Source organism: Achromobacter pestifer (genome assembly GCF_902859625.1).
Taxonomy (GTDB): domain Bacteria; phylum Pseudomonadota; class Gammaproteobacteria; order Burkholderiales; family Burkholderiaceae_B; genus Achromobacter; species Achromobacter pestifer.
In genome coordinates this window covers 238,726-252,298 of the sequence record NZ_CADIJX010000002.1, presented here as the reverse complement: position 1 = coordinate 252,298, position 13,573 = coordinate 238,726, and the positions used below count along the sequence as shown (strand labels likewise).

Below are 13,573 nucleotides of genomic sequence, written 5' to 3'. Positions count from 1 at the left end.
TAGGGCTCCAACGCCCCATGGCAGGATGCCTCAGGGCCAGAATCAATGAAACCGCTGAGTTTAACGGAAATTGGCCGGAATCCTAAAGAAACCACTGAACGATAGTCGTTCCAAATTCGTACACCGGACGCATCAGAAGCCAGAGCACGTCGGTCACTAGAAGGACGATGACGATCATCAGGCCATATGGCTCGATTTTCGAGTATTGCCAGGCCAGGCGGTTCGGCAGCAGGCTGAACAGGATGCGTCCCCCATCCAGCGGCAGGATCGGCAGCAAATTCAGCGCCATCAGCACCAGGTTGATGTTCACCCCGGCCACACCCATCTGGAACCAGAAAGACTCCTGCATGCCGGATTCCAGCATCATGCGCAGCGAGAACGCCCACAGGATTGCCATCAGCAAATTGGCGGCAGGCCCCGCCAGTGCCACCCACAGCATGTCGCGCTTGGGGCGGCGCAAGCGGCCGAAATCCACCGGCACCGGTTTGGCCCAGCCAAACAGCATGCCCGGGCTGCCCAGCAGTTTGGACGCCAGCAGGATGACCACCGGCACCAGCAGTGTGCCGACGGGGTCGATATGGCGCATCGGGTTCAGGCTGACGCGGCCGGCCTCGTAGGCCGTCGGGTCGCCGAACATCCGCGCGACGTAGCCATGTGCGGCTTCGTGCAAGGTGATGGCGAAGATAACCGGTATCGCGTAGACCGCAATGGTTTGGATGATGTCGTTCATGGCGAACCGGATTGTAGATGAGCCGCGTGCCGGCAAGCGCCGGCACGCGAGGCATTGCAGTAAAAGGGGAAGTCAGGCAAGGCCAAGCGTGGCCGGATCGCCGCGGCCGACGCGCACCACCACCGGATCATCGCTGGTCAGGTCGATCACGGTGGTTGGCGATTGAGGGCAAGCGCCCGCGTCGATGATGGCAGCCAGATCGTGGTCGTAGCGTGCGCGGATGTCTTCGGCGTCGTTCAAGGCGTCGGTTTCGTCCTTGGGGATGAGCGTCGTGGAAAGCAAAGGCGCCCCCACTTGCTCAAGCAGGCCCAACATGACGACGTGATCCGGCACGCGGATGCCGATGGTCTTGCGGGATGGGTGCGATACCCGTCGCGGCACTTCCTTGGTGGCTTCAAGAATGAAGGTCCACGGGCCCGGTGTTGCCGCCTTCAACAAGCGGTATTGTTTGTTGTCCACGCGCGCGAAGTGGCCGATTTCGGCGAGATCGCGGCAAAGCAGCGTCAGGTGATGTCTTTCGTCCAGGCCACGTAGCCGGCGCAAGCCGTCTGCGGCGTCCTTGTCGTCCAGCCGCGCGACAACGGCGTAGCTGGAATCGGTGGGTACGGCCACAAGGCCCCCATCGTTCAGCCATTGGGCTGCCTGCTTGAGCAGGCGAGGTTGAGGATTCGCGGGATGAATAGATAAATGCAGGGCCATGGGTTTATCCTAACACTCTTGAATGCCGCCCAGTACAGCGCGGCGATGCAAAATGGCGGGAACGCCGACCCGCCCGGAGAAACAGTATGCGCCTCGATGACTCGCGTGAAAGCGACAATGTGGAAGACCGACGAGCCAGTGGCCCACGTATCGGCGGCCGTGGAACCATAGGCATCGGTACGATAGTACTTGCGTTGGTGGCCATGTACTTTGGCGTGGATCCCAGCGTGGTCCTGCAAATGGCCGAAGGACCACCCGCAACCCAGCAGCAGGCGCCCGCCACGCGACCGCCCGTCGACGATCCGCAAGCCCGCTTCGTGGCCAAGGTGCTGGGCGAAACCGAAGACACCTGGAGCGGGATCTTCCAAAAAGATCTCAACCGCCAGTACGTCGCACCCAAGCTTGTGTTGTTCCGCGGCGCCACGCCCACGGCCTGCGGTACGGGCCAATCCGCGATGGGTCCGTTCTACTGCCCCGGCGACAGCAAGGTGTACATCGACCTGGCGTTCTTCGACGAATTGCAGAACAAGTTCAAGGCGCCGGGCGACTTCGCCCAGGCCTATGTGATTGCGCATGAAGTCGGCCACCACGTGCAGCATCTGCTGGGCATATCGGACCAGGTGGACCAGTTGCGCCGCCGCAATCCTTCGCAAGCCAACGCGCTGTCGGTGCGTGTGGAACTTCAGGCCGATTGCTTTGCCGGACTGTGGGCGCAACGCGCCAACGCCGCACGCAACATCCTGGAGGGCGGCGACGTCGAAGAAGCACTGGCTGCGGCCACTGCCATTGGCGACGATCGCCTGCAAAAGCAGGCCCAGGGTTATGCCGTGCCGGACTCGTTCACGCATGGCTCGTCGGCTCAGCGCGTGCGCTGGTTCAAGCGGGGCCTGGAAAGCGGCAACATCAAGCAATGCGATACGTTCGCAGCCAGTTCGCTTTGAACCACCGCTGATCTGCTTTTGCTCGCTCGCTTTGGCTGTATGGATATACAGTCAAAGCGAGCCCACCATCTTCATCTTGTAAGATTACGCCCCCTCGCACTGTTTGCGCGCATGAGTTCCCTGCGCCCTGTCGCGAGCGGCGCAGCGCATCCGCAGCGCAATTCCAAGACCCTAGATCTGTTCCATGGCCAACAAGTTCGAACCGTTAATCACCGTTGATGAGGTGCAAGAGATCCTTGCCGAACCCAAGGAAACCGTTAAACCGATCTCCTGGATTCCCAAGCCCGCCGCCAACAACCTCCAATGGATGGAGTTCGCCTGTGCGTGCAAGGTCAAGGGCGACGTGCGCGACGACGTGATTTTCCGGCTGACCTATCGCGGTGCCCGCACCGCCGTGCACGGCCAGGCCACGATCTTCCTGACGGAAGCGTTCTGTGCCAGCCTGTTTGTCGGCCCGCACCGGGTGTTTGGCGTGGACACGGACGATTCCTTCCACACCAGCTTGGTGGGCGTGGGCCGGCCGCAATACCGCAAGCCGCTGGCAGACCGCAGTCATGAACATATCTGGGTGGACGAAGGCGAAGGCTATGCCGAGCCCATCGTGCCCGCCCTGCACAATATCGGCGCGCTGATGCAGTACTTCCTGCCGCGAGCGAACCTGACGCTTGCCGGCGGATTTGCGCATCCCCTCAAAGGCCGCCAAATCGAACTGATCCTATGAGCAATTTTCTGGAAGCCTCCGGCTGGACTGTCCTGCCGGCCGGTGAACACGCCATTCGCGCGGTGTCGCCCATGACCTTGGGGCTGGACGGCCAGCATGCCGCCTTCTTCATCGCGCATCCCGACGACACGTCGTTCTACCTGACCGACGCCTGTGAGACTTCGATGCACGCATCCAGCTACGGCATCGAAGTGGGCGCCAAGCGCATTGATCTGTTGAACGAAACCCCTGGCGTCAGCCTGGCGCACTTCGACCGCGATGGCGCGATCGTCGCATCAGGCCCCAACGAACAGTTGCAGGAAGCGCTGTGGGATGCGGTGAAGCTGGCGATGGCCCTGTCCTTCCAGTGCGCCAAGTGGATGCCCAAGTTCAGTCAATTGCGGTTCCGCGCCCAGGTCGGCCGTGCGCTGGCCGAAGGCGTCGGTGTGAATCGCATGGTCAAGGGCGCGCGCGCCAAGGGCAGTAGCGGCCACACGGCGGACTTCGCGTTCGCGGTTCGCTCAGCCGGCAGCACGGCGCTGACCTACATCGAACCGATCGCGCTCAAGGCCGGCAAGAAAATGGATTGGACCCAGGTCTACCAGACGCACGGCAAGATGTCGGACGTGAAAATGGCGGATGCGCGCAATTCGCGCATGGTCATCTTGGAAGACGGCGCGTCGGCTGAGGAATTCAAGAAGGCCGTGACCATACTCGAGCAGTCCGCGACGGTGCAGACGCTAGCCAAGACACGGGATTGGCGGGAAGTCTTTTCCGGCTAGGACGGCATGTTCGTCAGGCCGTCAACGATCTCGCGGCCATGCAATATGGCTGCGTGCACGGCTTCTCGCGGACTGAAGACAAAACCGCCGTCGGCGAAACGGGGAACCGGATATTCGTCGCCGCCTTCCAGCACCGCGCCAGCCTGAACCACCATTATCGACGCGACGAATACGGGGCCGCTGGGCAACGCCTGGACTTCAGCGTCCGCGCCCCGGGAGACCTTGGCCGTAAGCCGGTATCCCTTGTAGATCAAATTGTTCTGATGCACTTCGGATGCCCTCTTTCTCCAATCGAGCATACCCCGCCTGTTCATGACAGTTCAGATATGTTTTGTAACGCAGGCAGTAGCTAGAAACATTGTTGCGGTGCGAGACCTACGTCCCCATTTCTCACATGCTAGGAAACCGGACGGGAAATTTGGCGCATCGGCAAGCCTGATGCGGTCTGTGGCCTGGCATGGCCCGTGCGCCAAACGCCACTTGCAGCCTGTTTATCGGGATTTCCCTAGGTCCTGTTGCGAAAGCGCATCTTCGGACCAAGTCATGCCCGTTGCCTGCATGTAATCCGCCAATTTCCAGCCCCGGCCCAGCAGGATCATCCGCGTATGCAGGTCCTCCAGCACCGGGGCGGCAACATCAGCGCCCAGGTAGCGCAACTGCTTGCGCCGCAGATCCACGTAGCCCAGTTCGTAATGCCGTGCCAGGCCCATCCAGAGGCGGTGCGCGCCTGCGGATTGGCGCGCGCCGCTGATGATGCAGAGCCCGGCGTCCAATCCCCATCGATAGACCGCCGTTGCCAAACCCATTCCCTGATAGGGCGCGGCATATTTTGAATGCGGCGCACGCACGTAAGGGTCGGCCCGCCTGCCCACTTCGATCAACCGGTTGAACACCGTATAGCCCGCCACGCGATCGCGCCGCACATCCACCACATACACGTAGTACTCGCCGTCGGCTTCGCGATAGCGAAGCACAATGCCAGGGATATCCGTCTTGACCTCCGGCAGCCCATGCAAGCGGTCCAAAGGACGAGTCATCCGATTGTGTATGGCATCGAGTTCTTTCTCCACCTCGTGCGGAGCATGATTGACGTCGATGCGAAGTTCCGTCACGAAACGCGACAAGGAACGGTATGCGTGCAGTGCCAACGTAGGCAAGGCCACCTCCTGGTGTGGGTTGATCAGCGAGTGGCTGAAAGATTGGTGTGCGCCGGCTTCAAACCGACGAAAAAAAAGCCGCATTCGCGGCTGGAATGGCTGTGTTCGATGCGCCGTCTGAAAACGGAACCCTTGTTGCGCGGCACGGACAAGTTCAGGCTATGCCGCTGCATGCTTGCCCTCTTGCCAGCCGCCGGCCGCGGACGCATCGGCCTTGCCGAAGAACGCCGGAAACTGCTGCGTGCCTTTGCGCGTGACGGAAAGCGCGCGCGAGTCCAGATCCTTGCTGATCCAGCCCCGTTGCTCCAGCGCATCCAACAGCGCGGCACCCAGGGCTCCCCCCAGATGCGAGCGACGTTCGCTCCAGTCCAGGCACGAGCACGCGAAGCGGCGACGGCGCTGCCGCGCCTGCGCCACATCCACGCCGACCTGCGCCAGTGAGGCCTCGCCCAACGGGGTCAATACGTAGTCGCGGCCGTCGGCCACCAGCCATTGGCGTGCCAGCATGGCGTCGTGGATGCGCACGGCAAGCGTGCCTGCCATGTGGTCGTAGCACGTGCGGGCTTCCCGCAGGGCCGATGGCGTGTTGGGCTTGAACGGCGCGCGTTCGGCGCCAGCCACCACCAACAGCGCCTCAAGCGCATGCGCGACCTCGCTATTGGCCAGGCGGAAGTAGCGATGCTTGCCTTGCACCGCCATGTCGACCAGCCCCTGTTCACGCAATCGCTGGAAATGGCTGCTGGCCGTGGAAGCGCCGATGTCGGCCGCCACGGCCAGTTCCGTCGCCGTACGGGCTCGGCCGTCCAGCAGCTGGCACAGCATGCGCGCGCGGGCCGGGTCGGCAATGGCGCCCGCCACGGCCGATAGATTGATGTCGGCGAACTCGGATTCCATGATTCGCTGTAAGCCAAAGTGTTGTGTGCAGGACCCAAGCATACTGCGAATCATCCCGACAAGACATTCGACACCTACGCAAAAGAACGCAAAACCATGACTTCTGATCGCCCCTTCTTTGGCTGGAAAGTGCTGGCCGCTACGTTCACGCTGGCCATCTTCGGTTGGGGTGTCGGCTTTTACGGTCCTCCCGTATTTCTGCATGCCGTGGTGCAGCGCACGGGCTGGAGCGTGGCGCTGGTGTCGGGCGCCGTCACCCTGCACTTTCTGGCGGGCACCGTGGTGGTCGCCAACCTGCCCCGCCTGTATCGACGCGCCGGCGTCCCGCAAACCACCTTCGCCGGGGCGGTGCTGCTGGCGCTGGGCGCGGCGGGCTGGTCGCTGGCGATGGCGCCCTGGCAGTTGTACGCGGCCGCCGTGTTGAGCGGCATGGGCTGGGTGGCCCTGGGCGCCGCCGCGGTCAACGCGCTGATCGCGCCATGGTTCGTGCGGCGGCGTCCTGCCGCGCTGGGCATGGCCTACAACGGCGCCAGCGTGGGCGGCATTGTGTTCTCTCCGCTGTGGGTGTTCTTGATTGCTCAGGTGGGGTTCGCGCAGGCCGCGCTCTGGGTGGGGGTCTTGATGGTTGCCGTGATCGCGGTGCTGTCACGCAAGGTCTTTGCCATCACGCCGCGGCAATTGGGCCAGCTTGCCGACGGCGACCGCGTGGCCACGCCCGCGAGCGCCGGCACCCTGACGCAGCCGCGCGTGGGCAACTTGTGGCGTGATGGTGCGTTTCTGACGCTGGCGGGCGGCATGGCACTGGGGCTGTTTGCGCAGATCGGCCTGATCGCTCATCTGTTATCGCTGCTGGCCCCTTTGCTGGGTGCGCAGATGGCCGGCGTGGCCATGGGCCTGGCCACCGCAGCCGCCATCGCGGGACGCACCTTGGTGGGATGGCTGATGCCGGCTGGCGTGGATCGCCGCAAAGTGGCCTGCCTGGCTTACGGCATCCAGATCTGCGGATCGCTCATCCTGATGCTGGCGGCAGAGCATCAATGGGCCGTATGGACGGGGGTAGTGCTGTTTGGCTCCGGCATCGGCAACGCGACCTCGCTGCCGCCCCTGATCGCACAGACGGAATTCGCACGCGAAGACACCGCGCGCGTCGTACCGCTGATTGTGGCGCTATCTCAAGGCGCTTATGCATTTGCGCCTGCCTTGTTCGGATTGCTGCGCACCTTGCTGGACGCCACGGGTGAATCGATGGTGGGCTTCCTGGCGGTGGCCGCCTTGCTGCAAGCCGCAGCCATCGCCTGCTTTGCCGCCGGCAAGGGCGCAAGCGCCGTCAGGCCGGACCACCCCGTCGCGCCACCAATCCAGCCATGACGGCATCACCGCGTTCATTCGCCAGGCCTTCCACCACGCCCTGGCGATCGGCGACGGTGCGGTTCTGGCTGACTTTCCATTTGCCTTCGATGCGCGAGATCGGGATTTCCACGCCGATGATGGCGCGCATCTGCGCCGCGATGAAATCGGCGGGCGCCTGATCCACGCTCCAAGGCTGGGTGCGCGCCTTTTCCTGGCTTTCGGTCAAGGCATCCAGCTGAGCGCGCAGCCAGGCGGGATTGTCCTGAATCACGGGCGTGCCCCAGACGTGCACGGCCACGAAATTCCACGTCGGCACGACCTTGTGCGTCTCGGCCTTGGTGGCATACCAGGACGGCGTGATGTAGGCCTGCGCGCCATGAAAGGCCACCAGGCATTCTTGCCCAGCCGCCAGGTGCGCCAGCTGCGGATTGGCGCGCGCCATGTGCAAGCGCAGCACGCCGTGCGGGCCTTCTGGATAGAGTAGACAGGGGATATGGTTGGCCATCAGCCCGCCCTCCCCGCTGGTCATGACAACGCCCAGCGGGTGGGCGCGGATAAAGTCGTGCTGGACGGCAAGATCGTCTTCACGAAAGGCGGACGGCAGATACATGGCGGCGGCGTGGTTGCTGGGAAAAACACAACATACCGCCTTCGTGGCTCCATGCACAGGGCCATCAGATTTCTCTTTTATGGAGCCAGCAAGACGATTCCGGCGTGACAGCGGGCCGGCGGCCTATCGTCGAACACGCTCGTAGGCCTGATTCATGCGGTCCCGCGCCTCGGTTTCAAGCGCATAGGCACGGTCGTAGCTCGCCAGGCATCCCGGCGTGGGGTTGGGCCATTTGATCGCGGCGATCGCGGTGGTGAGCTCATCTCGGGCGCGCTGCCATTCTTTGACAGCGGCGTACCAATCTTTCGCGGTGTCCATAGTTTCCTCCCTATGTGCACGCCTTCCATCGTAGCCCCCCCGCCTTCCCTGCGAACCACTCGCCGCCCGGGAAGAAGGATGATCTCCATTTCCTGAGAGGGTTTACCCAAGCCCGCGCCCGGCAGCCGCCCGCAAAAAAACGGCACGGGCTGGCGGGTGCCGGCAGATAATCAACGCTGCGCCGGCACGGATGCCGCCATTGCCTGGAAAGGAACGCCCATGACCTCCCGATTGACCTTGGCCGCTGCCTGTGTCGTCATCACCCTGGTTGGCTGCACCAACCTGCCCCGTGCGCAAGACTATTCCACGTCGCTCGGCGAAAGCCAGACGCAGCTTCAGCCTGACCCAGCCTGGAGCGCCGGGCGCGTCTGGGTACGCCCCGGCCCGTCGATCGGCAGCGTGTACGAAAAGAAACTGATCCTGGAAACGATGACCTACATCCCCGGCGACCGGCCAGACGATCTGGGATTCAAGGACAACCCGGCGTTGCGCGAACGTGTGCTGGCCTACATGAACGAGGCCGTGCATCGAGAATTTTCGCAAGCAGGCTATCAATTGCTGACAAAGCCCGCGCCACACGCGCTACGTGTGCGAGCAGCGATCACCGGCACCTTCAAGAACGACCGTGATCCCAGGGCGATGGAGTACATTCCGATCGGCTACGTCATCGGGCAGACCGCCAAGGCAGCGGGCTATCGCGATCAATCAGCTCGCCTGCTGATGGAGGCCTCGGTACGCGACGCCAACACAAATGAGTTGCTGATTGCGTCGCTGGGCACCGTCACCGGCAGCAATCTTCCCGCAGACCAAAAGCCCACGGCGGACGACGTACGTTCGGCCATCGACGACTGGGCGCGGCAGGTGCGCGAACAATTCGACCGCAACTGGCTGAACGCGAAGCCCTAGCTGAAAAGGCTGGCGGTCTGGCATCGCCGACACCGTGAATCCGCGATAACATGCGCCCCGCATCACACTGCGGTTCGGCCTGCGGATGCGTATTGCACCGCAGGTGGGGAACATAGTTGCCGCCAATGCGGTCCAATTGCCCAAATTTTTCTTAAAAATCACGATGTGATGAATATTGACGTCAACCCTCACTTACTCACGGCCACGGCTAATGCTACTGTTCCGCCTGTGCAAGGAGTACATGCAATGGATCAGAAAACGAAGCCCTGGGCTTTTCCCAAACCCCATCCGGAAAACACCCCACGCGGTGAGCGCAACAAACAGGAGTTTGATGCTCCGCCCGAAACCAAGAAGCCCGCGCCTAAACCGCGCGCCAAGAAAGAACCGCCGGCGGCCAGCCGGGTTCGTACATGACGCTATCAGCCTGGACGCGCTCCGCCGCCGCGGTGGCGCTGTCCACGCTATCCCTGGCCGCTGCCGCCGCCCCCGATGTGCAGACCGGCGACCTGGTGTTCCAACAATCCAGGTCAGCACAAAGCCTGGCCATCCAGCAGGCCACGCACTCTCCCTATAGCCACATGGGCATGATCGTGACGCGACAGGGCCTCCCCTACGTGCTGGAGGCGGCCGCCCGCGTGAGCTACACCCCGCTGGATCAATGGGTGGCACAAGGCGAACGCGGCCACTATGTCGTCAAGCGCCTGCGCGACGCGGCGCTACTGACGCCCGTCGTGCGCGAACAACTGGCGGCAACCGGCGCGACCTACGTGGGCAAGCCTTACGACCTGGTGTTTGGCTGGTCGGACGACAAGATCTATTGCTCGGAGCTTGTCTGGAAAATCTACCAGCGCACGCTGGGCCTGGAAATCGGCGCGCTGGCACCACTGAAGCGCTTTGATCTGAGCTCGCCCGCCGTGCAGGCCAAGATGCAGGAACGCTACGGCAAGAACATCCCCTGGGACGAGCCCATCATCTCGCCCGCGGCCATGTACGAATCAGACATGCTGGCAACCGTCAGCGACCGTTGACCCTTCCTGGCCCGATCTGGAACCCCATGATCGCTTCCATCCTGACAGGCACCGCCGTCGCGCTCGTCGCCGCTTGGGGCGCGCTGGCGCTATGGATACGCGCACCGTTGCCGCGCGGCGCAAGAACCGTGTTGACGCTAGCCTGGCTGGCGTCGGCGCTTGCCGCCATTGCCGCGTTGGCCTGGCCCGCGTGGCATCCCGCCGCTTACGCATTCATCGCAGCCGTGCTGGCGTTGCTGATCTGGTGGCACACCATCCGGCCATCCAATGACCGGAACTGGCTTCCGGAGGTTGCACGGCAGACCCATGGCGAAGTCGATGGCAACCAGGTCACGCTGCACAACATCCGCAATTTCGACTGGCGCACGCGCACCGACTTCACGCCCCATTGGGAAACGCGACACTACGCGCTGGACGCGCTGCAATCGGTGGATGTGGCGCTGTCTTACTGGAACCGTCCCGCCATCGCCCACGCCCTGGTGTCATTTGGTTTCGGCCACGACAATTACGTGGTCTTCTCGGTGGAAATCCGGCGCAAGGCAGGCGACAACTTTTCAGAGATCGGCGGCTTCTTCAAACAATATGAACTGAGCGTCATCGCATCCACGGAAGAAGACAGCCTGCGCGTGCGCACCAACGTGCGGGGCGAAGACGGCTATCTATACCGCGTCCATATGCCCCTGGACGATGCCCGGTCGCTGTTCCTGGCTTACGTTGACAGCGCCAACCGCTTGCGCGACACGCCGCGCTTCTATCACACGCTGACCGCCAACTGCAGCACCATCGTGTTCCAGATGGCGCGTCGCATCGTGCCCGGCCTGCCGTTGGACTACCGGCAACTGGTGTCGGGCTATTTGCCGGAATACCTGTACGACCTGCACGTCCTGGAAGGCGCGGACAGCGTCGCGCAATATCGCCGGCTGGGGCGCTATACGGATCGGGCGCTGGCGAGTGGAACGGCGACGGAATTTTCACGAGATATCCGGCAACAGGTGCCGGGAATCAAGCCCTCGTAACCCTCCCGCCTCTAGCAAGGCGTCATCCCTTGCCTTCCGCGGCAGCCGTGGCTGCCGGCGTCGCTCGGAACGAGATCCCCAGGCGATTGAACGCATTCATCAGCCCAATCGCGTAGGTCAGGTCGGCAAGCTCCTTGTCATTGAATTCAGCGGCAGCAGCGGCGTAGGCTTGATCTGGAACACCGGTATCGGCCACGCGCGTGACGGTTTCCGCCCACGCCAGCGCTGCGCGCTCGCGGCTGCTGAACACCGCCCCCGCCTCATGCCAGACCGGCACCAGCACCAGCTTGTCGACGGTCAGCCCTGCCTTGATCAAGTCGCGCGAGTGCATGTCGATGCAATAGGCGCAGCCGTTCAACTGCGACACGCGCAGATAAACCAGGTCGATCAGTATTTTGGGAAGTCCGCATTTCTGCAGGTAGCCATACACAGCGCCGAAGGCTTTGTAACCATCGGGGGAAGCTTTGGCGTAATCAAGGCGGGAAGTCATGGTGCGTCCTGGGAGAGAGTTCAGTACGGCTATGGTGCCGTATCTTGGTCCACACCAACAGATCCATAATTTGCAATAGGAACTAGGCCATCGCCTACCCCCGCCCACACAACGTCCGCCAGGTCGCATTGCCTTCGTGAATCTGCCGACGGATATCGGCTGGTGTGGTGTCTACCTGGTCCGCATCGCCAAAATAGATCGGTCGCGCGTGCTCGCAATATTCAACGCCCACTCTTGCGGGCGCCGCGCACCCAATCGCGCTTAAGCTCAGCAGCAATTGCAGCGTCATCCATGCGAGCCGTCTGTTCCTGCACATGCTTCCCCTCCTGACGGGCACGCTCGGCCTGCCCGTTGATCCGATTGGCCCGTTCCTCGCGCTCGGCGCTGCGGCCGGCGCCGCGCCCCCGCAGATACGCCATCAACAACAAGACGATGGCCGCACCTGCCGCCACCACCATTCCCTGGAATCGCTCAAGCCACGCGCGCATCCTGCCCTCCCACCACTGCCACTGATTGGGCATGCAACGAATGCCACGTCTGCGGATGCGGCTTGCCGGGACGCCAAGTCCGCAAATAGAGATCCCAAGCGCCCTGCGCGTCGTTGATCGCTGGCAGCCGCCCGGCATCCGTCCATAGCAACAAACGGGCAAAGGCGGCGGCAAGCACATCATCCTTGTCCAATGCCTCGTACACAGCTGCCGCCATCGGTACGACATTGCGGACGCGACAAATCCGACTGGCCTCGTTGCGGCTGACTGGATGCGTCAGCACCCCACGTACGCCGCCTCCTTTTTCAAACTGCCAGAATCCACGCGCCGGACCACCGATTTGACGGCGGTGCAGAAAGCGGCTTTCCTGCAAGCCGATCGCCAACAGCATGACGCGCGCCTCTGGCGCGTCCATCCGCGCAGGCAGCAGCGCCAACGCAGGAGAGATGGCAGAGCCGTTGATGAGATCAAGATCCACGGCCATCTCCCCCGCCTTGCCGCATGCCCAGCAATTTGGCACGGACGTCGGCCAACCACACCAGCACGCCTTTTTGCCGCATGCTGGCCATCCACCGCATATACGCTCCCAGCACCCACCATGCAGGCAATCCCGCCAGTAGCATGCTGGGCCCCAGCACATAGAACTTCGCCAGCAGCGCGTCATCACTGCCCGCGCCGTGATGGGCCAGCCACGTCATGGCCTCCATCAAGGTGGGCTTCCAGGCGATGACGGCACCCGCCAGCGCCGGGCCGAACAGGAAGGAACACGCAACGGTGGATATGGTGCGCACGGTGAATTCCCGAACGGTACGCGGCGGCATGATCAACAGGCCAAGCATGGCAGTGATCGCGGCGGGAATGCCGTACGCCATGGCGACCTTCAAGGCGGCAAGGCCTCCTAGGCCTGTTGAACCGGGTTCCATGGTGGTGTTGCTCCTGAATAGCGTATGCAGGATGGCCTCCTGTAGGGACGAAAAAAAGCCCGCCGAAGCGGGCACCACAATCACATCGACCAGTACCTAGTTGGGCAGCACCAATTCGGGCAGCAGACTTATCAACTCCTGCGGCGAGAGTTCCGAGCGCAAACCGGCGACGACGTCGGCCCGAATGCTGTAGAACTTCTCCCAGACAAGACTGCGCCACGCCCGAAACGCTTTGCCTTCTGCCTGGTACTTTGGGCTGGCGGGTTCGTCTGCGTAGGAGATGGCTGTCTTCAGATCGTCGTAGATGCTCCGACGTGCTCGCTCATCCATGTGAAGTTGAACCAGCGCGATCAGATGCCGCTCCGACTCGGTAGGATCAACGGCGGGCTTTTTGAACATGCCGTCCTCATATAGGTCGCCCGTGCCGGTGTTTGCGTCGCAAATAACCCATTGAAAGTCAGGGTGAAAGCGCCCCTCGGGGTCGAAAGCGGTAATCTCGGCTACCGCGCCGTTTTGGATCAATGCCCAGAGTTTCATGTTG

Annotated in this window: 20 protein-coding genes; 8 read left to right on the top strand and 12 right to left on the bottom strand. The window is 62.6% G+C overall.

Annotated elements, in window-relative coordinates:
• Positions 1-82: 82 nt before the first annotated feature.
• A complete protein-coding gene (locus tag HV753_RS07940) occupies positions 83-730 on the bottom strand; it encodes a site-2 protease family protein (RefSeq protein ID WP_175173916.1) in 648 nt (215 codons plus the stop codon).
• Positions 731-802: 72 nt separating this feature from the next.
• Entirely contained in the window at positions 803-1,429 is a 627-nt protein-coding gene (locus tag HV753_RS07935; RefSeq protein WP_175173915.1) for an L-threonylcarbamoyladenylate synthase, read from the bottom strand.
• An 86-nt stretch (positions 1,430-1,515) separates the two neighbouring features.
• Between HV753_RS07935 and ypfJ the strand changes: the two genes are divergently transcribed.
• The 3 genes from ypfJ (at position 1,516) to HV753_RS07920 (ending at position 3,852) form a co-directional block, all read left to right on the top strand.
• Complete coding sequence (gene ypfJ / locus HV753_RS07930) at positions 1,516-2,370, top strand: KPN_02809 family neutral zinc metallopeptidase (protein WP_175173914.1); 855 nt, start codon at positions 1,516-1,518, stop codon at positions 2,368-2,370.
• Positions 2,371-2,554: 184 nt separating this feature from the next.
• Positions 2,555-3,091 carry a hypothetical protein gene (locus tag HV753_RS07925; RefSeq protein ID WP_175173913.1) on the top strand — a complete coding sequence of 179 codons (537 nt, stop codon included), beginning with the start codon at positions 2,555-2,557 and terminating at the stop codon, positions 3,089-3,091.
• On the top strand, positions 3,088-3,852 hold the full coding sequence (locus HV753_RS07920; RefSeq protein WP_175173912.1) for a DUF1828 domain-containing protein: 765 nt from the start codon (positions 3,088-3,090) through the stop codon (positions 3,850-3,852). Before HV753_RS07925 ends, HV753_RS07920 begins: the two co-directional genes overlap by 4 nt.
• Here HV753_RS07920 and HV753_RS07915 read toward each other — a convergent pair.
• From HV753_RS07915 to HV753_RS07905, 3 genes are all read right to left on the bottom strand, one after another.
• Positions 3,849-4,121 carry a hypothetical protein gene (locus tag HV753_RS07915; RefSeq protein WP_175173911.1) on the bottom strand — a complete coding sequence of 91 codons (273 nt, stop codon included), beginning with the start codon at positions 4,119-4,121 and terminating at the stop codon, positions 3,849-3,851. The two genes, HV753_RS07920 and HV753_RS07915, sit on opposite strands and share 4 nt — an antisense overlap.
• 222 nt (positions 4,122-4,343) lie before the next feature.
• A complete protein-coding gene (locus tag HV753_RS07910; protein ID WP_175173910.1) occupies positions 4,344-5,009 on the bottom strand; it encodes an N-acetyltransferase in 666 nt (221 codons plus the stop codon).
• Positions 5,010-5,168: 159 nt separating this feature from the next.
• Positions 5,169-5,903, bottom strand: coding sequence for an ArsR/SmtB family transcription factor (locus tag HV753_RS07905; RefSeq protein WP_175173909.1), 735 nt, complete (start codon positions 5,901-5,903; stop codon positions 5,169-5,171).
• 96 nt (positions 5,904-5,999) lie between these two features.
• On the opposite strand from HV753_RS07905, the gene HV753_RS07900 reads away from it, so the two are divergent.
• Positions 6,000-7,271 (top strand): MFS transporter, encoded by a 1,272-nt coding sequence (locus HV753_RS07900; RefSeq protein WP_175173908.1) that lies wholly within the window; start codon positions 6,000-6,002, stop codon positions 7,269-7,271.
• On the opposite strand, the gene HV753_RS07895 is transcribed toward HV753_RS07900, so the two are convergent.
• Together HV753_RS07895 and HV753_RS07890 are read right to left on the bottom strand one after the other, a co-directional pair.
• Positions 7,231-7,863 carry an FMN-binding negative transcriptional regulator gene (locus HV753_RS07895; RefSeq protein ID WP_175173907.1) on the bottom strand — a complete coding sequence of 211 codons (633 nt, stop codon included), beginning with the start codon at positions 7,861-7,863 and terminating at the stop codon, positions 7,231-7,233. The genes HV753_RS07900 and HV753_RS07895 overlap by 41 nt on opposite strands.
• Positions 7,864-7,986: 123 nt before the next feature.
• Entirely contained in the window at positions 7,987-8,181 is a 195-nt protein-coding gene (locus HV753_RS07890; protein WP_175173906.1) for a hypothetical protein, read from the bottom strand.
• Between the two features lie 219 nt (positions 8,182-8,400).
• On the opposite strand from HV753_RS07890, the gene HV753_RS07885 reads away from it, so the two are divergent.
• The 4 genes from HV753_RS07885 (at position 8,401) to HV753_RS07870 (ending at position 11,131) form a co-directional block, all read left to right on the top strand.
• Positions 8,401-9,087, top strand: coding sequence for a DUF3313 domain-containing protein (locus HV753_RS07885; protein ID WP_175173905.1), 687 nt, complete (start codon positions 8,401-8,403; stop codon positions 9,085-9,087).
• Between the two features lie 246 nt (positions 9,088-9,333).
• Complete coding sequence (locus HV753_RS07880) at positions 9,334-9,501, top strand: hypothetical protein (protein ID WP_175173904.1); 168 nt, start codon at positions 9,334-9,336, stop codon at positions 9,499-9,501.
• Positions 9,498-10,115 carry a YiiX family permuted papain-like enzyme gene (locus tag HV753_RS07875; RefSeq protein WP_175173903.1) on the top strand — a complete coding sequence of 206 codons (618 nt, stop codon included), beginning with the start codon at positions 9,498-9,500 and terminating at the stop codon, positions 10,113-10,115. The genes HV753_RS07880 and HV753_RS07875 overlap by 4 nt, the downstream gene beginning before the upstream one ends.
• A gap of 26 nt (positions 10,116-10,141) precedes the next feature.
• Positions 10,142-11,131 (top strand): Lnb N-terminal periplasmic domain-containing protein, encoded by a 990-nt coding sequence (locus HV753_RS07870; protein ID WP_175173902.1) that lies wholly within the window; start codon positions 10,142-10,144, stop codon positions 11,129-11,131.
• Between the two features lie 22 nt (positions 11,132-11,153).
• Here HV753_RS07870 and HV753_RS07865 read toward each other — a convergent pair whose 3' ends face one another.
• The 5 genes from HV753_RS07865 to HV753_RS07845 form a co-directional block, all read right to left on the bottom strand.
• Complete coding sequence (locus HV753_RS07865; RefSeq protein WP_175173901.1) at positions 11,154-11,621, bottom strand: carboxymuconolactone decarboxylase family protein; 468 nt, start codon at positions 11,619-11,621, stop codon at positions 11,154-11,156.
• A 221-nt stretch (positions 11,622-11,842) separates the two neighbouring features.
• Positions 11,843-12,109, bottom strand: coding sequence for a hypothetical protein (locus HV753_RS07860; protein WP_175173900.1), 267 nt, complete (start codon positions 12,107-12,109; stop codon positions 11,843-11,845).
• Positions 12,093-12,587 carry a hypothetical protein gene (locus HV753_RS07855; protein ID WP_217481451.1) on the bottom strand — a complete coding sequence of 165 codons (495 nt, stop codon included), beginning with the start codon at positions 12,585-12,587 and terminating at the stop codon, positions 12,093-12,095. Before HV753_RS07855 ends, HV753_RS07860 begins: the two co-directional genes overlap by 17 nt.
• Positions 12,577-13,032: a hypothetical protein gene (locus HV753_RS07850; RefSeq protein ID WP_175173898.1), complete on the bottom strand. Its 456-nt coding sequence runs from the start codon at positions 13,030-13,032 to the stop codon at positions 12,577-12,579. The genes HV753_RS07855 and HV753_RS07850 overlap by 11 nt, the downstream gene beginning before the upstream one ends.
• A gap of 96 nt (positions 13,033-13,128) precedes the next feature.
• Positions 13,129-13,569 (bottom strand): hypothetical protein, encoded by a 441-nt coding sequence (locus tag HV753_RS07845; protein WP_175173897.1) that lies wholly within the window; start codon positions 13,567-13,569, stop codon positions 13,129-13,131.
• Between the last annotated feature and the right edge of the window lie 4 nt (positions 13,570-13,573).